The sequence below is a fragment of the Veillonella sp. 3627 genome, from assembly GCF_003992195.1.
Lineage (GTDB): Bacteria > Bacillota > Negativicutes > Veillonellales > Veillonellaceae > F0422.
In genome coordinates this window covers 184,041-204,555 of record NZ_RQVG01000002.1, presented here as the reverse complement: position 1 = coordinate 204,555, position 20,515 = coordinate 184,041, and the positions used below count along the sequence as shown (strand labels likewise).

At 39.0% G+C, this 20,515-nt stretch carries 17 protein-coding genes and 3 tRNA genes; 19 read left to right on the top strand and 1 reads right to left on the bottom strand.

What is annotated here, in order from left to right; genetic code table 11:
* Positions 1-184 precede the first annotated feature (184 nt).
* The 9 genes from EO114_RS02240 (at position 185) to EO114_RS02200 (ending at position 8,169) form a co-directional block, all read left to right on the top strand.
* A tRNA-Trp gene (locus tag EO114_RS02240) sits at positions 185-260 on the top strand.
* A gap of 14 nt (positions 261-274) precedes the next feature.
* Positions 275-351: transfer RNA gene (locus tag EO114_RS02235), tRNA-Arg, on the top strand.
* Between the two features lie 6 nt (positions 352-357).
* Positions 358-441 (top strand) — tRNA-Leu (locus EO114_RS02230).
* An 89-nt stretch (positions 442-530) separates the two neighbouring features.
* Entirely contained in the window at positions 531-713 is a 183-nt protein-coding gene (locus EO114_RS02225; RefSeq protein ID WP_009353527.1) for a hypothetical protein, read from the top strand.
* Between the two features lie 97 nt (positions 714-810).
* A complete protein-coding gene (mfd, locus tag EO114_RS02220) occupies positions 811-4,050 on the top strand; it encodes a transcription-repair coupling factor (RefSeq protein WP_240629047.1) in 3,240 nt (1,079 codons plus the stop codon).
* A gap of 1 nt (position 4,051) precedes the next feature.
* On the top strand, positions 4,052-5,596 hold the full coding sequence (locus EO114_RS02215; protein WP_127061262.1) for an oligosaccharide flippase family protein: 1,545 nt from the start codon (positions 4,052-4,054) through the stop codon (positions 5,594-5,596).
* Positions 5,593-6,384, top strand: coding sequence for a nucleoside triphosphate pyrophosphohydrolase (gene mazG, locus EO114_RS02210; RefSeq protein ID WP_127011242.1), 792 nt, complete (start codon positions 5,593-5,595; stop codon positions 6,382-6,384). Before EO114_RS02215 ends, mazG begins: the two co-directional genes overlap by 4 nt.
* 47 nt (positions 6,385-6,431) lie before the next feature.
* Positions 6,432-6,743, top strand: a complete 312-nt coding sequence (locus EO114_RS02205; protein ID WP_009353537.1) for an HU family DNA-binding protein — start codon at positions 6,432-6,434, stop codon at positions 6,741-6,743.
* A gap of 307 nt (positions 6,744-7,050) precedes the next feature.
* Positions 7,051-8,169, top strand: coding sequence for a glycosyltransferase (locus tag EO114_RS02200; protein ID WP_127011240.1), 1,119 nt, complete (start codon positions 7,051-7,053; stop codon positions 8,167-8,169).
* A 119-nt stretch (positions 8,170-8,288) separates the two neighbouring features.
* Here EO114_RS02200 and EO114_RS02195 read toward each other — a convergent pair whose 3' ends face one another.
* Complete coding sequence (locus tag EO114_RS02195) at positions 8,289-8,648, bottom strand: hypothetical protein (protein ID WP_009353548.1); 360 nt, start codon at positions 8,646-8,648, stop codon at positions 8,289-8,291.
* 167 nt (positions 8,649-8,815) lie between these two features.
* On the opposite strand from EO114_RS02195, the gene EO114_RS02190 reads away from it, so the two are divergent.
* The 10 genes from EO114_RS02190 to EO114_RS02145 all read left to right on the top strand — a co-directional run bounded on the left by EO114_RS02190 (position 8,816) and on the right by EO114_RS02145 (position 20,497).
* Entirely contained in the window at positions 8,816-9,010 is a 195-nt protein-coding gene (locus EO114_RS02190) for a type II toxin-antitoxin system HicA family toxin (RefSeq protein WP_009353532.1), read from the top strand.
* 29 nt (positions 9,011-9,039) lie between these two features.
* Entirely contained in the window at positions 9,040-9,438 is a 399-nt protein-coding gene (locus EO114_RS02185; RefSeq protein WP_009353546.1) for a type II toxin-antitoxin system HicB family antitoxin, read from the top strand.
* 6 nt (positions 9,439-9,444) lie between these two features.
* Complete coding sequence (locus tag EO114_RS02180) at positions 9,445-11,469, top strand: ABC-F family ATP-binding cassette domain-containing protein (protein ID WP_127061260.1); 2,025 nt, start codon at positions 9,445-9,447, stop codon at positions 11,467-11,469.
* Between the two features lie 401 nt (positions 11,470-11,870).
* Positions 11,871-13,145, top strand: a complete 1,275-nt coding sequence (locus EO114_RS02175) for a putative porin (protein WP_009353524.1) — start codon at positions 11,871-11,873, stop codon at positions 13,143-13,145.
* A gap of 301 nt (positions 13,146-13,446) precedes the next feature.
* Positions 13,447-14,655: an S-layer homology domain-containing protein gene (locus EO114_RS02170; RefSeq protein ID WP_009353547.1), complete on the top strand. Its 1,209-nt coding sequence runs from the start codon at positions 13,447-13,449 to the stop codon at positions 14,653-14,655.
* Positions 14,656-14,942: 287 nt separating this feature from the next.
* Positions 14,943-16,145 (top strand): S-layer homology domain-containing protein, encoded by a 1,203-nt coding sequence (locus tag EO114_RS02165; RefSeq protein ID WP_127061257.1) that lies wholly within the window; start codon positions 14,943-14,945, stop codon positions 16,143-16,145.
* A 169-nt stretch (positions 16,146-16,314) separates the two neighbouring features.
* A complete protein-coding gene (locus tag EO114_RS02160) occupies positions 16,315-16,905 on the top strand; it encodes a phosphatase PAP2 family protein (RefSeq protein WP_009353536.1) in 591 nt (196 codons plus the stop codon).
* A gap of 104 nt (positions 16,906-17,009) precedes the next feature.
* Positions 17,010-17,324: a hypothetical protein gene (locus EO114_RS02155; protein WP_009353541.1), complete on the top strand. Its 315-nt coding sequence runs from the start codon at positions 17,010-17,012 to the stop codon at positions 17,322-17,324.
* Between the two features lie 189 nt (positions 17,325-17,513).
* Positions 17,514-18,386, top strand: a complete 873-nt coding sequence (locus tag EO114_RS02150; protein WP_038144657.1) for a sirohydrochlorin cobaltochelatase — start codon at positions 17,514-17,516, stop codon at positions 18,384-18,386.
* 155 nt (positions 18,387-18,541) lie between these two features.
* The gene (locus EO114_RS02145; protein ID WP_164723742.1) at positions 18,542-20,497 is read left to right on the top strand and encodes an LTA synthase family protein; all 1,956 of its coding nucleotides are present in this window, start codon (positions 18,542-18,544) and stop codon (positions 20,495-20,497) included.
* Positions 20,498-20,515: the final 18 nt, after the last annotated feature.

The following is a 20,515-nucleotide window of genomic DNA, read 5'->3' as shown; positions in this document are numbered from 1 at the left end:
AACACAGTAGTTAAGCTCGTAAACGCCGAAAGTACTTGGCTGGAAACGGCCTGGGAGGATAGGAAGTCGCTGATAAAACTTAGCGGGGGCTAGCATCTGCTAGCCCAGCTAAAAACTTGGTTCTGCTACAAGAATCACTTGACAAAGTATCAACTTTACGTTATACTGAGTAGGTCGTAAAGATAGGGGTATAGCTCAATTGGTAGAGTAGCGGTCTCCAAAACCGTTGGTTGTGGGTTCAAGTCCTACTGCCCCTGCCAACTAAATTACATATGACTCAGTAGCTCAGCTGGATAGAGTGTTTGACTACGAATCAAAAGGTCGGGGGTTCGAATCCCTCCTGGGTCACCATCTTATGCGGGAGTGGCGGAATTGGCAGACGCACCAGACTTAGGATCTGGCGCCATTGGCGTGGGGGTTCAAGTCCCTTCTCCCGCACCAATTTTAAAGATAAGCGAATAGTTATATTCGCTTTTTTTGTATATCTAGTGTAAGAATATAAATTTAAGTGTTGATACAAGGAGGTTGCTATGAAAGTTACAGACTTAAGCTTTTTAGCATCTGCGGTTTCTGGTTTACGTGAAACTCGTTGGAACAAAGAAATATTCAAAGCCTTTTTTTTCGGTCTTACTGTAGGTGCATATTTAATTTATGCAGCCCTTCATTATATTGAAGAGTCCACGAATACGGCGATTAAAGAAAACCTAGAATAATCACAGGGGCTATAGATAACTATAGCTCTTTTTCATATAAGAAAGGAAATACTATATGTCGATGACATATAAGCCTATATTAGATATAAAAGGAACTATGAAGGATATTGTAGACTCTTTTTATAAAAAAGGCGCTACCCAAATCTATGGATTAGGAGGATCACAGAAATCTTTTCTGTATAGTCAAGCTACATTAGAAGGTGAGCAAAGACCAACCCTCATTGTGACCCATGATAAAACCCATAAAGAGCTGTGGGAAAGGGATATACAATGTCTATTACCAGATGCTAAAGTATTATCTTATCCTATTGTGGATCGATCTCTTTCACAATGGACGGCAAAAAGTTTAGATACACAGGCAAAACGGATGGAGACCTTAGGGAATCTAGCTTTGGGTAAACCAGTGATTGTATTAGCTACCATAGAAGAAGCTAGTCAATTTGTAGGCGAACCTTGTACCGTGTTAGATCATATGTTAACGCTTCAGGTAGAGGAAGACATAGATCAGCAAATCCTGTTAGAAAAATTAGTACAAATTGGATATGAACGAGTGGACCAGGTGGAATATCGTGGTCATTTTAGCGTGCGTGGAGATATTTTAGATGTATTTCCTATTCAAAGTGAATTTCCTTTTCGTCTTGAATTTTTTGGCGATACGATTGATACTATGCGTCAGTTCAATGTGGATACGCAACGTTCTATGGGGGAAACTTCGGAATGTATGGTCTTACCTATACACGCAGATAATGATGAGGAAACTTGCTCTATACTCTCTTATTTAAGTAGTGGCGTATTAATTTTAGATGAGCCAAAACGGTTAGAAGAAGCGTTAGGTAAAGTTCATAAGGAAGATGCGACGAATGAAGAGTTATATATGCGTTGGAAGGATTGGAAAGCATCTTCTCAGGCGCATACCACTATTTTATTCAGTATGATGCAACGCTCTGCAGGGTGGGGGAAGGTACAGACCATCGGTATGATGGGAAAATCTATTGCCTCCTATGAACGTCAAATTCCTATGCTTATGGATGATATTAAGTTTAATGCATCCTTGAATAGACAAATCGTATTGGTATTACACAATCAGCAACGCCGTGAAGCAATAGAAAGTGCGTTACTTGAAAATAAGATATCCTATGTGTATCGAGATACATGGGAATGGACAGCACCTGCAGTTCTTATTGTGGAGGGCATACTTTCAGAGGGATTTGAATTGCCACATTCAAACCTAACGGTCATCACAGAAGGGAATATTTTTGGCTTTCAGAAGAAAAAAATTCGTAAGAAAGTAGATAAAGGTCAGGAGATTAAATATTTTACAGATATTACCGTTGGGGATTATGTAGTACATAGCATCCATGGTATTGGTAAATATCGAGGACTGAAGACCATAGAGACGGAAGGCATTCATCGAGATTATATTGAAATTGATTACGCTGGTACAGATCGTTTATTTTTACCGGCAGACCATTTGGATCAATTACAAAAATATATTGGTAATGAAGGAGTTACGCCCAAACTACATAAAATGGGTGGTAAGGAATGGATTAAGACAAAATCGAAAGCCCAAAAATCTATTGATGATTTAGCAGATACCTTAGTAGAGTTGTATGCGAAACGAGAACTTATAGAGGGCTATGCATTTTTACCAGACCAACCATGGCAACGAGAGTTTGAAGACCAGTTCCCGTATGAAGAGACTGATGACCAATTACAAGCGATTCAAGAGATTAAGGCGTCGATGGAATTACCACGCCCTATGGACCGACTGTTATGTGGGGATGTTGGATTCGGTAAAACAGAAGTGGCTATGCGCGCTATGTTTAAAGCTGTTATGAGCGGTAAGCAAGTGGCCATGTTAGTACCCACAACGGTGCTTTCAGAGCAACATTTTAAAACATTTATGTATCGATTCTCACAATTTGGAGTGCGTGTAGACGTGTTAAATCGATTCCGGTCAGCGAAAGAAAAGAAGGATATTATTAAGGCTGTACAAGATGGACAGGTAGATATCTTAATCGGCACACATGCGTTATTAAGTAAGAAAATTCAATTCCAAAAGTTAGGCCTATTAGTAGTAGATGAAGAACAACGATTTGGGGTGGCACAAAAAGAAAAGTGGAAACAATGGGCTACTAATATTGATATTCTAACCCTCAGCGCTACGCCAATTCCACGGACCTTGCATATGTCCTTGGTAGGGGTTCGTGAAATGAGTGTCATCCATACGCCACCGATGGAACGATTACCAGTGCAAACCTATGTTGTGGAGTTTGACATGCAAGTAGTGACGGAAGCTATTCGTCGTGAGCTACAACGAGGTGGACAGGTATATTTTGTGTATAACAAGGTACAGTCCATTGCGCATATGGAAGAACAGTTACAGCGAGCTATGCCGGACCTACGCATTGCAGTGGCTCATGGACAAATGGCGGGTACCATGATGGAACATGTGATGCAGGATTTTACAGAAGGACAATATGATGTGCTCTTATGTACTAGTATTATTGAAACGGGCTTAGATATTCCGAATGCCAATACCATTATTATTTACGATGCAGACCATTTGGGCTTGTCACAGTTGTATCAAATGCGCGGGCGAGTAGGGCGTTCTAGTCAACGAGCGTATGCGTATTTTATGTATCGCCCAGATAAGGTGTTAAATGAAAGTGCCGAAAAACGGTTGAAGGCCATCCAGGAATTTACCGAATTAGGTGCAGGATTTAAGTTAGCTATGCGCGACATGGAAATTCGAGGGGCAGGCAATTTATTAGGTGCGCAACAACATGGTAATATCGCAGCTGTCGGCTTTGCTATGTATGCCGCCATGTTAGAAGAAGCGATTGCAAAAGCTCAGAAAAAAGATATTCCAGACCGTCCATTACCAGCACCAGTGGTGGATGTAGGCATGGATGCCTTTATCGATAGTGATTATATTCATGATGAGGCACGAAAGATTTCTGTGTATCAACGATTACTACAAATTGATACAAAAGCTGGTTTAGACGATTTTGTAGATGAATTAATTGACCGGTTTGGATCTCCTACAAAACCAGTGGAACGTCTGATTAAATTGGCCATGATTAAGGAACGAGCTCGCGCTTTAGGCATGAAGAGTGTCATTCGTAAGGATGGGAATATTCTCTTTACTTGGCAAGATGAGTCTAAAATGGAAGACTGGGATATGGGCGCCATCAGTGAAGACATATGGAAACATATGAAACATCGAGGATCAAACCCCACTGTATGGGCCTATACATTACAATCTGGCGATGTAATCCGCCAAGTAGAACAAGTACTGAGTGAATTTGAACGAAAACTTCCAAAGGAGGGCTAATATGACAGGATTTATGAAAGGAGCTATGATCTTAACCGTAGCAGGGTTATTGGTGAAGGTCATAGGGGCGGTCAGTAAAGTCATTGTAGCCCGTATCTTAGGAGGCGAAGGGGTGGGTCTGTACCAAATGGCCTATTCTTTGTATCAACTAATTATCAGTATTGGAGCAGCAGGATTACCAGTCGCTCTTTCTATTATGATTGCTCGCAAAGTGGGACAAGAGGACTATAGAGGAGCTCGGCATATTTTCAAGGTAGCATTGACTACTATGGGGATGCTAGGTGTATTGCTAAGTGTAGCCTTCTATATTGCTATTCCTTATGTTATCGAAATCGGATTGATTACAGATAACCGAGCAGAAGGTGCGTTATTAGCGGTAGCACCTGCCATTGGGATTGTTTCTTTATTGGCCTGTTTTCGAGGTTATTTTCAAGGATTTCAAAATATGTTGCCTACTGGTATATCACAGGTATGTGAACAGTTAGGGCGTGTACTAGTGATGGTGGGGGCCGCTATCTACTTTTTACCACAGGGGATTGAATTAGCCTCTAGTCGTGCGGCCTTATCTTCTGTCATTGGCGTAGGCTTAGGATTAGTGGTGTTACTGTATTATTATGGTCGAGAATCTAAATTAGAAGGACAAATATTTCCTTTAGAATCACCGAAGACCATTATAAAAGACTTAATGACACTAGCCTTTCCAGTGGCCGTAGCCAATATTATGATACCTCTCATTGGAGCCATTGATTTATGGCTAGTACCACAACAATTGATGCTATCTGGTTATGGCAAAGAAGAGGCCACAACAGCATTTGGATATTTAACAGGCATGGCGACCTCTCTTATCAGCTTGCCTGTTATAGTGACTATGTCCTTAGCCACTAGCTTAGTACCGGCCATATCTAGACTGCATAGAGAACGAGATAGAGAAGAAATCCATCATCGCATGGAGACCGCGCTACGGATGACGAATATCGTAACTATTCCTGCCTTTGTAGGATTATGTGTATTGGCTACACCGATTTCTCAGATGATGTTTGATACGCCGAATGCAGGTGGATCTATTGCTGTTCTTAGCACTAGCATTTGGCTACTAGGTGTACAACAAGTAACAACAGGTGCCTTACAGGGGTTAGGACGCACGGCGATTCCTATGTTTACGTTACTCTTAGGGGCAGTATTAAAAATTTTATTAAATCTCTATTTAACACCGCAATGGGGGATAGAAGGTGCTGCATGGGCCACTAATGTAGATTTTGGTATAGCTGCGGTAGCAAACTTGTATATATTGTATCGAAGTACATCATTTACTATTTCTTTCTTAGAAATTGGAAAAATACTATTCTCCTCCTTAGCCATGGGTGGTGGCACAGTGATGTTTTATAATTTTATGAGTACTATCCTATCTAATACCATGAGTGTAGCATTATCTATTCTTTTAGGAATTGTACTATATGTATTAGCACTAAGTATAACGAAAACCATGCAGGTGAAAGAGTTTACAGATTTGGCAAAACAAGCCATGAAGAAAGGTGGTTCTAAGTGAGTCAAAAAGAAACGAGTTCCTTTACATTGGATCCATTAGTAGATGTATTAGCTGAATTACGAGGCCCTAATGGATGTCCTTGGGATAAATTACAAACACATAGTTCACTACGTAGATATTTGCTAGAAGAAGTATATGAAACATTAGAAGCTATTGATGAAAAGAATGTGGACCATTTACGGGAAGAATTAGGAGATTTATTGTTGCAAATCGTATTTCATGCACGAGTGGCAGAGGAAAATGGATATTTTACCATGCAAGATGTGGTGAATGATATTACCGCTAAAATGGTGAGACGACATCCGCATGTGTTTCAAAGGGCAGACCGAGAAACAGTAGGAGATACATTAGCAACTTGGGAAGAATTGAAAGCAAAAGAAAAAGGGCATGAACGCACATCTATTTTGGATGGAATTTCTCCAGGATTACCAGCTTTATTACGGGCTCAAAAATTACAAGAGAAAGCAAGTAAAGTGGGGTTCGACTGGCCTAGTGAAGAAGGGGTATGGGCTAAGTTTTATGAAGAAATAGATGAATTTAAGCAAGAAATATTCAAAAAAGACATAGAAAAAGCGGAAGAAGAGGGGGGAGATGTACTTTTTTCCTTGATAAATCTGTTTAAATGGTATAAAATAGTCGGAGAAAACGCACTACACCGCACAAATACAAAGTTTATACGGCGATTTTCTTATGTGGAAAAAAAGGTTCAACAGAGTGGAAACAAATGGGAGGATTTTACTCTCAAAGAGCTAGATGAATTTTGGGAGGCGGCAAAGGTGGAACTTTAATCGCATGATTAAGTTAAAAGAATACTATTTTTAAGGGAGGTTCAATCATGAACAAAACTGAATTAATCGCAAGCGTTGCAGCTAAAGCTGAATTGACAAAAAAAGATGCTGAAAAAGCAGTAAAAGCTTTATTCGACACAATTGGCGAAGCATTAGCTAAAGAAGAAAAAGTACAAGTAATTGGTTTTGGTACTTTCGAAGTTCGTACTCGTGCTGAACGCATTGGCCGCAACCCTCGTACGAAAGAAGAAATGACAATTCCAGCATCCAAATCCCCAGCTTTCAAAGCAGGTAAACAATTAAAAGACCTTGTGAACGCACCAGCTGCTAAAGCATCTACTAAAGTTCGTAAAAAATAATTCAGGATATTCCTAAAATACAAAAAGAACGCTACATTCCTCTGCAAATTGATATTTTCTTACATTTGCATGGGAAGGAAGCGTTCTTTTTTATATTCAACATTCATATATGTTGAGGCAATGGTAGACATATGTATACTATATCTCCCAATATATGGCAAAAATAGGGATTGGAGGTAGTCGATTAGGAGAGGGAATGTTTTGTATCTCTTCGAATCTATGATAGAATAGACATAATGTAATTGCTTAGTAAGAATTGGTGAGATAAACATACATCATTAGAGGCTATCTAAAGAAAGGAGGGCACATGGGTCAACGTATTTTAATTGTATCGGCGTCAATTGGTACGGGTCATACGCAAGCGGCACTGGCGATTCAAGAATATTGGCAACAGAAAGATCCAAGTGCAGTCGTGCATCATGTAGACTTTTTAGGGACAGATACATTTTCCTTTGATAACCTATTGAAAGAAACCTATTTTAAAATGTTAGACTTCTTTCCTTTCCTCTATGATATTGTCTATCGTTGGTCTGGTGCTGAATGGAAAGGAAGCGTAGCCCAAACGGTAGTGTCTTGGATGCTAAAGAATCGGATGGAAAAACTCATAGAAAAGGAAGAGCCAGATTTAATTGTGTGTACCCATCCATTTCCTTGTGGGGCAGCAAGTGTGTTGAAACGACATCGAAAAATAGAGATTCCTATTGTAGCCGTTATGACTGACTTTGCAGCCCACCAATTTTGGCGCTATGATGAAATCGATGCCTATCATGTAGCTACGCCATCCATGGTGTATGAAGTGTTGAACATGGGTGTACCTTTAGAAAAAATTCATGTCACGGGTATTCCTATTATGCGTCACTTCTTTACACCTTTAAAAGAACCTTATGGCAGTGATTCTTGTAAGAGGGTATTGCTCATGGGTGGTGGACTTGGATTAGGCTGTGTAGAAGAAGCCTTACAACGGCTAGATCATGTACCGGGGATTGATGAAATTCATGTAGTGGCAGGCTTGAACGATGGGTTATATAACTCTTTGCATCATATGAAAGAATCCTTACGAACGCCTATTTCCATATATGGCTATACCAATGAAATCCCTGAATTGATGCGAAAGGCGACGTTGCTTGTGACAAAGCCAGGGGCATTGACTTGTATGGAAGGCGTTACCATAGGCGTACCTATGGTATTTTTCAATGCCATTCCTGGGCAAGAAGAGGCTAATGCAGAACTGTTAGAACAGAAGGGCTGTGGCAAATGGGCACGTCATATTGAAAACTTGGATGATGTAGTAGGTGCGTTATTACAAAACCATGAACGCTTACAGGCTATGCATGAAGCAGCGAAGGCTTGGAAAGTAGATGGAGCCGCGGAAATCGTAGCTGCTTGTGAGGACATGCTGGCACATAAACAGGAGATGCTTGAATAGAAAGATAACATAATACAGGACTTAGGATGCCGACTAGTATGGCCTCCTACTTATACAGTTGTATTAAGAAAGGCTGTCACAACATGTAAATTACATGGTGCGACAGCCTTTTTGCTGTATTACTCGCTATAGGAGTCCATTTCAGAATCGTAACGCTCAATATTTTCATTGCGAATATCTTGCAAAGTATCTAGTAATTCTTCCGCACTTTCCACACGAAGGAATAATTCTTTTAGTTCCTCTCCATTTGGAAGTGTTACGCTCCATTGAAATGCATCATTATCATCATACACGGATACAATTACAGGTGTATCCATTGCAGTAGGAATACGTCCATCTTCATCGGAAATAATGGCATATTGACCATCTTCCTCTTCGCTACCATCAGATAGTTCGTATAATAGGACGTCCCGTTCGTCAACTTCTACAATTTCAAAACCAATATCTTCAAACTCTTGCTGAACCGTGTCAGTGTCCATGACAACCTCCTTATAAAATAATGAATATGTTACTTTCATTCTAATCCATGACAGTAGGTGTGTCAATGCAAATCTATAGTTTACATACGTGTTAGTACGTACTATAATAAAAATAGAAGTTGTTTTGTATGTAATTAGTAATCTCATGTCTATTTTCGTGAAAGCTGGTGATTATTTTGGTAACACCAAAAGAACTACTAAAAGTATTAAAAAAGGACGGCTGGTATGTTGATCGAATACGAGGCTCACATCATATGTTAAAGCATACGAGTAAAGTGGGGCGTGTTACAGTACCTGTACATAAAGAAGACTTAAAACCTAAAACATTACATACAATATTGAAGCAAGCAGGAATTAAATAAAGTAGTTACGATGAAATAGGAGGTATACTATGAGAAAAGAAATGTATCCAGCAATTTTTAGCAGTGATGGAGATGGAGGATATACAGTCAGCTTTCCAGATTTGCCAGGCTGTGTTACAGAAGGTAATACATTAGCCGAGGCGGTGGACATGGCAGAAGATGCATTGGGACTTTATTTGTATTCTTTGAGTGAAGATAAAGAAGAATTTCCAGCTCCTATGAGTCCAACAGATATACAATGTAGCTCAGGGGAGTTTATTGGGCTAGTAAAATGGGATGAGGAAGCTTATTTAAGAAAGACAGATAATAGAGCTGTGAAAAAAACGCTTACTATTCCTAGTTGGCTTAATCATAAAGCAGAAGAAGAGAATCTTAATTTTTCTAAAATATTACAAAGTGCATTAAAACAAGAACTAGGAATTATATAAACGAGTATGAACATCTTAACATTACAAAATATAGAAAAATCGTATGGCACCCGGCTATTGTTTAAAAACGTAAATGTCACCATAGCGTCTCATCATCGCATTGGCTTAATTGGCGTCAATGGGACAGGTAAAACAACTTTATTGCAGGTGTTGGAAGGAACACAAGAACCAGATACAGGTAGTATAGAACGGAATGGGAAGGCTACGATTCATCGATTGGAACAAGATCCGTATATTGATGAAAGTAGTACCTTGCTAGATAATGTATTATTAGGAGACCATCCTAAACTTTCACTGGTTCGAGATTTTGAAAGAGCTTTACAAGACCCAGAATCCTCGCAGTATATGAAATTATTAGCGCGCATGGATGAAGAAGATGGCTGGGTTGTAGAACAAGAAGCAAAAATGATATTGACACGCCTTGGCTTTCATGATGTACATGGGCCAGCAAACTCATTATCTGGGGGACAACGACGAAGATTAGCATTAGCTAGAGCCTTGGTCTATCCTTGTGATTTATTATTGCTTGACGAACCGACGAACCATTTGGATGAGGCCACCATTGAATGGCTAGAACTATACTTAAAAGATAGAAAAGGGGCTGTATTATTGAGCACCCATGATAGATATTTCCTAGATGCCGTATGTAACACCATATGGGAACTATCGAATCAGACTATATATGAATTTCAAGAGACTTACGAAACCTATGTATCCTTGAAAGAAGAACGAGAAGCACAGTTAGATGCCATTGAGGAAAAGCGCAGAAAACTGATTGCCAGTGAATTACAATGGGTGCGCCGTGGTGCAAAGGCGCGTACAACAAAACAAAAGGCAAGGTTGCAACGGTTCGAGCAATTGAAAGCTATGGAAAAACGACAAAAAGTAGGCACTGTGGATCCCGTAGTATTAGCCTCTCGCTTAGGAAATACCATCTTTGATATAGAGCACTTGTCCTTTGCGTATCCTACAGGACGAGAAGTGATTAGAGACTTTACGTACCATATGGTACGTCATGACCGAATTGGTGTGGTAGGACCTAATGGGATTGGTAAGACTACGTTGATGAAGCTATTCCAAGGGTCCCTAGAACCGACAGGTGGGACTATGGGGCGTGGAGAAACAGTTCGGATTGGATATTTCTCGCAACAATTGCCGACCTTTAAAGAGGACCAACGGGTGTTGGACTATATTCGAGAAAATCGCTCGTATTTGCACTTGCCCGATGGCAGTTCCTTAAGTGCAGGTCAATTATTGGAACGCTTTTTATTTCCTCCATCCCACCATGGTTTGCCCATCCGTAAACTGTCTGGTGGGGAAAAGCGAAGATTATTTTTACTTCGCATCTTAATGGATGCCCCCAATGTGCTACTCCTAGATGAGCCTACCAATGATTTAGATATTCCAACCTTAGAAGTCTTAGAAGAGTTCTTAGATTCTTATAGCGGTATTGTCATCACCGTGTGTCATGATCGGTACTTCTTAGACCGGGTGGTAGATAAACTCTTTGTATTCACTGGAGCAGGCCATATCGAGATATACCATGGTGGTTACTCTGATTATGAAGCGGATACGAAGCTAACGAGCGCCATGGGTGGTGATACAAAACGTGGTGTCCTACGTCATGCTGTGCAGGTACAGGGTGGCTCCGCTGGTTCTAGGGAGCAGAATGCGGAACACCATGCCAATGAAGGGACGGTAGTAGATGCTGAAAGTGGAGGTGTACAAAACCGATCACGTGATACAGGCATAGATGTGAATACTAGTATGAATCCAGAAGTAGTATCGACTACGATAGATAGCAACGAGAGTGCCAAAAAGAAACTGACCTTAGGGGAGATGAAAGAACTTGAACAATTAGAACTTCACATTGCGGAACTAGAAGGTCTAGTGAAAGCCTATGATGCTATGATTGCTCAAGGGGGTAGTGACTATGAAGCCATTGAAAGTACCATCAAAGAACGAGAACAAGTGGTAGAAGAGTTGGATATGAGTACCTTACGTTGGTTGGAATTGGAGGAGAGAAAATAAGAAAAGCTAAACTACAGATTCTAATTTGTTAGTTACCTATGAAAAAGAACCCCTTAGGGGGTTCCTTTTTGTTATTTCTACAAGTTTATAATTTATAGACAAAATGGCTTATTATCAGTGTTTTAAACAAAATTTGTTTGACATTATAGAGGGATATCGAAAAAAATAGTTGTACTTTTTTAAAATTTATGTTATTATACAAAAGTCTTTTCGATACATTTAAGTAAATGGATATAACAAAATTTTTTAGAATACATATACAAACCATCGATGTTAATTACTAGAGGGAACATGGATACTCTTTTAAAAATATAAAGATGAATTGTATATGCGGAATAAATTTTGTTATATAATTCAGAAAAGATTAAGTAATTTTATGTTTTTAGTAAGAGGTATTAACAATGAAAAAACATTTAGCAGTATTAGCTGCCACAGCAGTATTGGGTGTAACTTCTGCATTCGCGGCAAACCCATTCTCCGATGTAACACCACAAGACTGGGCATACCAAGCAGTAGCTCAATTGGCTTCCCAAGGTATCGTTAACGGCTATCCAGATGGCACATTCAAAGGCCAACAAAACATCACTCGTTATGAAATGGCTCAAATGGTAGCGAAAGCTTTAGTTCGTCAAGATCGTGTTGACGCTGAACAAAACGCTATTATCAATCGTTTAGCTAACGAATTCTCCGCTGAATTGAACAACTTAGGCGTTCGTGTTTCCACACTAGAAAACAAAGTGGGCAACTTCAAATTCACTGGTGATGCACGTGTTCGTTACCAAGGTTCTAATGATCGTGGTAATGACTATGTAAACGTTACAGAAACTAATGTATATGGTGATGTTACTGAAAAAACTAGCAAACGTTCCAAATTTGATTACCGTGGACGTGTGCAATTCGAAGCTACTGTAAACGACAACACTAAAGCAGTAGTTCGTTTAGCAACAGGCGACAAAGAGTTTGGCGCTACAGGAAATCCTGAAACAACTTTAGATCATGTATATGTACAACATAACTTTGGTAAATATGCAACAGCTTCTGTAGGCCGTCAAGATTTAGTAATTGGTAACGGTTTCGCTTATGATGGCATTTTTGAAGGTGCTCAAGCAACATTTGGTAAAGATAAATTAAATGCATCTGTAGCACATGGTTATATGTTAGATGGAGATCTTGCTGAACTTTCTAAAGAAGAGCGTTACCAATCTACAACATACCAAGTAAATGCAAAAGTAGGTAAACATGTAGAAGCAAAAGGTTTCTATGTTCAACAACATGGTGAAGGCTCTGAAAACTTCTTTGGTGGAGCATTAGATACACGTTTTGGTGCAAACAATAAAATTTGGGCGGGTGCTGAATATACTCGCTATGAATCCGCTGGTGAAGACGGAGAAGCTTGGACTGCTGGCATTGGCTATGGTATGTACGATATCTCCAAAGCTGGTTCTTGGGATGTAAAAGCACAATACTTCCGCTTTGGTGAAGATAACCCTGTAAACTCTACTACATATAACTTACCAATGGAATCTGTATATGATTTCAAAGGTTGGTTAGGAACTGTTAACTATGCAGTAGCTAAAAACGTTGGTTTAACAGCTAATGCTCAATTACATGGTAAAAACTTAGTTGGCGATAAATTAGCGAACTACTACCGTGCAGAACTTAACTACAAATTCTAATTTGAAAGTTAACTATAAAAAAGAACTCCTTCGGGGGTTCTTTTTTTCTAGTATTCTAGTTATATAGATTCATGTAAGATATAAAATATAACTATAAAGAATGATAATAATATGGAATTTGCATTATTTCTTGACTTGTGATAGTATAAAAGTAATCCAAGTAGATATAGGGACGGTATAGAAAATTGATTCCATAATGTGAGGAAACATGGACACTCCATTGAAATATCAAGAAATATACATGACCTAATCATATGCTTGGGTATATGTATTTTTTGTTTTTCAAAGAGAGGTAAAAATCATGAAAAAACAATTAGCAGTATTAGCTGCAACAGCAGTATTGGGTGTTACTTCTGCATTCGCAGCAAACCCATTCTCCGACGTAACTCCACAAGATTGGGCATACCAAGCAGTAGCTCAATTGGCTTCCCAAGGTATCGTTAACGGTTACCCAGATGGCACATTCAAAGGCCAACAAAACATCACTCGTTATGAAATGGCTCAAATGGTAGCTAAAGCTTTAGTTCGTCAAGATCGTGTTGATGCTGAACAAAATGCAATCATCAACCGTTTAGCTAACGAATTCTCCGCTGAATTGAACAATTTAGGCGTTCGTGTTTCCACATTGGAAAACAAAGTGGGCAACTTCAAATTCACTGGTGATGCTCGTCTTCGTTACACTGGTAAAAACGATGCTCGTGATTCTAAATTCGACTACCGTGGTCGTGTAAAATTCGAAGCAACTGTAAATGACAATACGAAAGCAGTAGTACGTTTAGCGGGTAGCAAAGAGTTCGGTGCAGAGGGTGCTCCTAAAGCTGAACTTGACCGTGTATATGTACAACATAACTTCGGTAAATATGCAACTGTAGCTGCTGGTCGCCAAGATTTGATAGTTGGTAATGGTCTTGCATTTGATGGTGCTTTTGAAGGTGTAGTTGCTACAGCTGGTAAAGATAAATTGAATGCGTCTGTGGCATATGGCTATCTACAAAGTGGAACATATGGTAAATTAGAACTTGATAAAGCGACTCGTGCTGAAAACTCCCAAGTAACAGTATATCAATTGAACACTATGCCAACTGAAAAATTAGCAGTAAAAGGTTTCTATGCTGATGCTCATGAAAAAAATGTACATAATGCATATGGTGCATCTCTAGATCTTAAACTTGGCAACAAAGTTTGGGCTGGCGGTGAATATGTGAAAACAGAAACTCAAGGTGCTAATGGTGAAGCTTGGACAGCGGGCTTAGGTTATGGAAATTATAACATGGCAAAACAAGGTACTTGGTCTGTTAAAGGTCAATACTACAATATTAAAAAAGATGCGCCTGTAATCGATTCCGCACTAGGTTTAGCGAAAAAAGGTAATAAAGGTGTATATGCAACAGCTAAATATGCTGTAGCTAAAAACGTTGGTCTTGCAGCTACTGCTACTATTGATACTAAAGATCAAGCTAACAAAGCACAAGCTGAATCCTATCGTGCAGAACTTAACTACAAATTCTAATTTGCAAGTTAATCATATAAAAAGAACTCCTTCGGGAGTTCTTTTTTTTGTTGAAAATTAAACGAATTGAGTAAAAAACGGAAAAATATTGTTGAGTTTTATTATTTCTTATGTTATGATGGTCTCAAGTCAAATATGGAAGGTTTAGATTAGATTACAGAAACCGTTTACTAATATGTGAGGAAACGTGGACACTCCATTGAAAAGTAATAGGATGATATGATCCAATCTAATTCGCTATAGGAGACGATTTATATTATTTTATTTTTCATTGAGAGGTAAAAATCATGAAAAAACAATTAGCAGTATTAGCTGCAACAGCAGTATTGGGTGTTACTTCTGCATTCGCAGCAAACCCATTCTCCGATGTAACTCCACAAGATTGGGCATACCAAGCAGTAGCTCAATTGGCTTCCCAAGGTATCGTTAACGGTTACCCAGATGGCACTTTCAAAGGCCAACAAAATATCACTCGTTATGAAATGGCTCAAATGGTAGCTAAAGCTTTAGTTCGTCAAGATCGTGTTGATGCTGAACAAAATGCTATCATCAACCGTTTGGCTAACGAATTCTCCGCTGAGTTGAACAACTTAGGTGTTCGTGTGTCTACACTAGAGAATAAAGTAGGCAGCTTCAAATTCACTGGTGATGCTCGTTTAAAATATGAAGGCAAAAACGATGCTCGTGATTCTAAATTCGACTATCGTGGCCGTGTACAATTCGAAGGAACTGTAAATGATAACACTAAAGCAGTAGTCCGTTTGGCTGCTGAAAAAGAGTTCGGTGCAGAGGGCGCTCCTAAAGCTGAACTTGACCGTGTATATGTACAACACAACTTTGGTAAATATGCGACAGTAACAGCTGGTCGTCAAGATTTGGTGGTTGGTAATGGCCTTGTATATGATGATGCATTTGAAGGTGCAGTGGCAACAGTTGGTAAAGATAAATTGAATGCTTCTGTTGCATACGGTTACTTACAAGGTGGCAGAGCAGAAGGTCTTGAACGTAAAGATAATGCTCAAGTAACAGTATATCAATTAAACACTATGCCAACTGAAAAATTAACAGTAAAAGGTTTCTATGCTGATGTTCATGAAAAAGGTGTAAATAGTGTATATGGTGCATCTGTTGATGCTAAATTAGGCTCCAAAGTTTGGGTTGGTGGCGAGTATGCTAAACAAGAAACTACAGGTGCAGCAGGCGAAGCTTGGACAGCAGGTGTAGGTTATGGCGAAGCTGATATGGCTAAAGTTGGTACTTGGGGTGCAAAAGTTCAATACTTTGATTTGAAAAAAGAAGCACCAGTAGTGGCTAACACTTGGAATGTACCAAAAGATAAAGACTATAAAGGTTACTTAGCAACTGTGGATTACACTGTAGCTAAAAACGTTGGTCTTTCTGCTTACGCTACATTCGATAGCAAAACTCAAGCTAAAAAAGACAACAACTTACCTGAATACTACCGTGCAGAACTTAACTACAAATTCTAATTTGATAGTTACACATATAAAAAGAACTCCTTCGGGAGTTCTTTTTTGTTTATATTATATATACGTTTCTATCTTTCATTTTACTTTATAATCAACACATTACAATCTAGAAGGAACATGATATAATAAGACATAATATATTCATTTCTAGGAAACGGAAGGTGTTATAATGAATTATTGGTTGTTTTCGCTTATCAATGATATGGCTAACCAGAGTTTTGTATTAGATGCCCTAATGATAGTCATTTCTAAAGTTGTACCGTACATTTATATTTTTATATTAGCTGGGCTATATATGCAAGGTTTCCGTACTCGAAACTTTAAACTACGTGGTGAAAGTTTTGCTACTGGTGTGCTTTTTTTGATTTGCTTACTTGGTAGTTTCATCTTAGGATCTATGTTCTATGAAAATCGTCCGTTTGTGGACCATACTGTGGTGTTAATTGTGAATCATGCAGCAGATGCATCTTTTCCAAGTGACCATGCAGTAGGAACTATGGCTCTTGCCTGCGGTATCCTATATTATCGTTGGAATTTGGGGACCTGGATGGTTTATGGTTCTATTTTAGTAGGAATCTCTCGGGTGTTTGTAGGGAATCATTACCCTGGTGACATACTAGGGGCTTTCATTTTAGTATGGATTTTAACTGCTCTATATAACAAACTTTTACGTCGTGGTGTAGTTCGTGTATACAAAGGACTAGATAGACGACTCATGCATGCCTATATGAAACGATTTCAACCGGAAGAAAGATACTAATTGCATACAGTAGTAATGGACAAATATTGTATAAGTGTATAGTTATATAATGTATCATTAGTTTAATACATATACTGGTACATATAGTATATAGGAGGTTATTCATGGATTTTCAAAGTTCTGCTGGTCCTAATCAATATAGTGATTCTGTGTATGAAGTAGTATTTACACCAGTATTGGAACGCCCTGAGTATCAAGGGGAGCCCTTACATTCTTTATTGTTAGAATTGCGTGAGAAAATGGGACAATCCGATTTTGATCAATATATTAATAGTTTAATTTCTATTAAATACAATGGGACAGCATTATGGCTAATTACAAAAAGTGAACGAAATCGAACATTAATTGAAGGGCGGTTCTTGCCGTTATTGCGTGATGTATTCAAGGTAGCAGCACCGCGAATTATTTCACAACCATAAGCATAGGCTAATCATTTAAGGTCTGATAATAGATAACAACATCTATTGTTAGACCTTTTTTAGTATCTTCTAATAATTTTAATAAATGAGAAAAATTATCATTGACATAATAGAAAACGTGACGTATGATAGGTATTAAGAAGTGTGTTTATGTAACCCAACAAACAAGGAATGAATATGGAGGCATATATGAATCAACGTGGTATTGTGTTAGCAACATTTGGATCTATCTACGGAGATGCGGTGGAAGCATCAGTAGGAGCTATGGAACGACGGATTAAGGAAATGTATCCAGGTGTAGAAGTGCGTCGTGTATTTTTATCGGATGCATTAGTGGATAAATGGAATGAAAAATATGAAGCAAACGTATTTACTTTAACGGGTGCCATTGAAAGTTTGGCTACTGCAGGGGTAACGGAGATTTTTGTTCAGCCATTTGCATTAGTATGGGATCAATGTTATGTACAAATGCGTAAAGAAGTGATGAAAGAAGCTCACGATCGTGGCTTGCATGCTACAGTAGGCAAACCATTGTTGAACTCTTTAGGGGTGAAAAATTATGCAGATGATTACTCCGATACTATAGAAGCAATCATTAAGCACATTAACATTCGTGCATTAAATAAAACTGTATTACTCATGGCTAATGGTCAAAACCAATTGGAATATAGTGCGTTACAATTGAAATGTTTGTATGGAGCAGGGCAAAATGTAGTGGTATTCACAGCCAATGGATTCCCTAACTTTAAACAAGCACTGACATTGTTAGAACGTTTAGATCATCAGGAAGTATTGGTGGTGCCTTTGGCATTGATTGGCTCCGCTCACTTAATGGATTACTTAGGAGGTGAACGATCTGATTCTATTGCTACTTTGTTAGGACAACAAGGCTATGGGGTTTCCATTTGGAATGAAGGTTTAGGAGAAAATCCATACATTCAAGAATTATTTGTGAAACATTTATCCCAAGTGATTCGTAGTGCAGAACGTCGTACTTTGCGTCAACGTGAAACAGCAGAAGGTAAACCAGTTGTGAAACACGGCACTTTCAGAACCGCATAAAATAAGATGAACTATCGCATATCATGATACGTCATGGTATGCGATTTTTTGATTGTTAAAGGAATATGGAGTATAATGAAAGATAATGATGACGAACGATGACGGTAATCTGAAAAATAGATGCCAACACAATTCATAACAAGGGGAATAGACTCATGGGACATACAAAGCTAACTAACTGGATACATGGACTACAGTTAGATGTAAAAGGATTACTTTGGTTTTCCGCACTATTTATGGTGTTTCGGATTGCCTTTATTGCACTCTTTCAAGATCAATTAGGGGAGGTTAGTTTAGGGGATATTCTCGAGGCACTATGGCTAGGGTTTCGTATTAGTTTAAAAACAGCAGGTGCTATTGTATTACTCAGTTTTTTATTTTCCACGCTACCCGGTGTTCTATGTAGAGAAGGGTGTAAATGGTATTCACCTTGGGCAATACGTCGATGGATGTATGGAATTAGTACTGCTATATTTACATTTTTATTTTGCTTACGTATTCCTTACTTTACAATCTTCCATGCTAGCTTTAATGCTATGATTATTAACGGAGCTCATGACGATATTGGAGCTACGTTGCAAACCGGGATTTCTGAATATGGATTGCTTTGGCGCTTACCCTTAGCGATTGTCTTCTGTGCTGTTATGGTTTATGTCTTTATGAAAGTATATACCAATCGTACATGGAAGATACAAGTAAGTGGTAAGGCTAAACAAATTGCCACAGTATTAGGGTCTATTTTCTTAGTAGTTGCAGTGGGTATTGGATTACGTTTTGGCGGAGCTTTTACCTATAATGGTTCCATCCATTGGGAAAATGCAGCACGGACGAAGTCTAATCTATTAAATGAAGCGATTTTAGATGATGGACAAGCCTTGAAACGAGTGTCTACCATTTATGAACGGTCTAAACAAGCTAAGAAGATTACCATCACAGGGGCTGAGCTCAAAGATGTGATCCAATCTGTGGGAGGAAATCCACAGGCTGCTACCATTGATGAAGCTTTCACACGGACCATTACAGAAGAAAAATTACCTATTCAGCCGCATAATGTTATCTTTGTGTTAGGTGAAAGCTATGGTTTGTGGCCGTTCTTGCCAAACTATGAAGAATTAGGTACTTACATTGTACAAGAAGGCAAGGCAATTCAGAGTTCGCCAAAAGCGATTCACACGAAATATATGCTAGCTCATGGTACGGGCACTATGCCAGCTATTAATGGATTTGTCACAGGCTTAGCTGATGCTGGTTTATATCCGAACTATGAAGGGCAGTCCTATAAATCGAAGTATGGTACTGGTATTGCACAAATGATGAAGCATTTTGGATATAAAACGGTGTTCTGGTATGGTGGATTTGGGACTTGGCAAGATGTGGAACGATTTGCCCTAGCGCAAGGGTTTGACGAGTTCCATGGTGCGACTAGTTTCCCTTATGAAGGAGGTAATGCTTGGGGAGCCCCTGATGGAGATTTGTTTAAGGCGATTACCAATTATGTAAAAGGGGAACAACCAGGTGAAAAAGTATTCCACTTTATTATGACATCCTCGAATCATCCACCGTATTCGGTAGATTTAGCAAAAGCTGGGTTTGATGCGTCCAAAGTGATTGGCAAAGGCGATGACTCTATTAAAAAGGATGATAAAACAGTGAATGAAATCGGTCATTTCTGGTATGCAGATATGACAATGGGTAACATGATTCGTGAGGTAGAAGCGATAGATCCTACGATGTTAACCTTGATTACAGGGGATCACTCTGAACGTTTTAGTTTTGCTACCCAAGTGGATATTCCAACTTTCTCGGCTATTCCTTTTATCGTTTATGGACAAGGTGTAAACCCTAGTTGGCTGAGTGAAAGTAGCTTTGGTAGTGCCTTACAAATTAATCCTACCTTAGCAGAGCTAGTAGGTCGTAAGGGCGATACCTATATGAGTTTAATGCCGAGCTTGTTTACATCGCCTAAGATGGGCTTTAACCATCGATTATATGTTGACAATAATGGTATCCATGAACAAGGGGCATCCATGCCAGAAGAGTATGCGAAGTATATTAAAGCATTGCGGACCATTAGCGTGTGGCGGATTGTTCGAGGGAATACGGTGGAGTAGTTTCTTTTTGTATAGGAG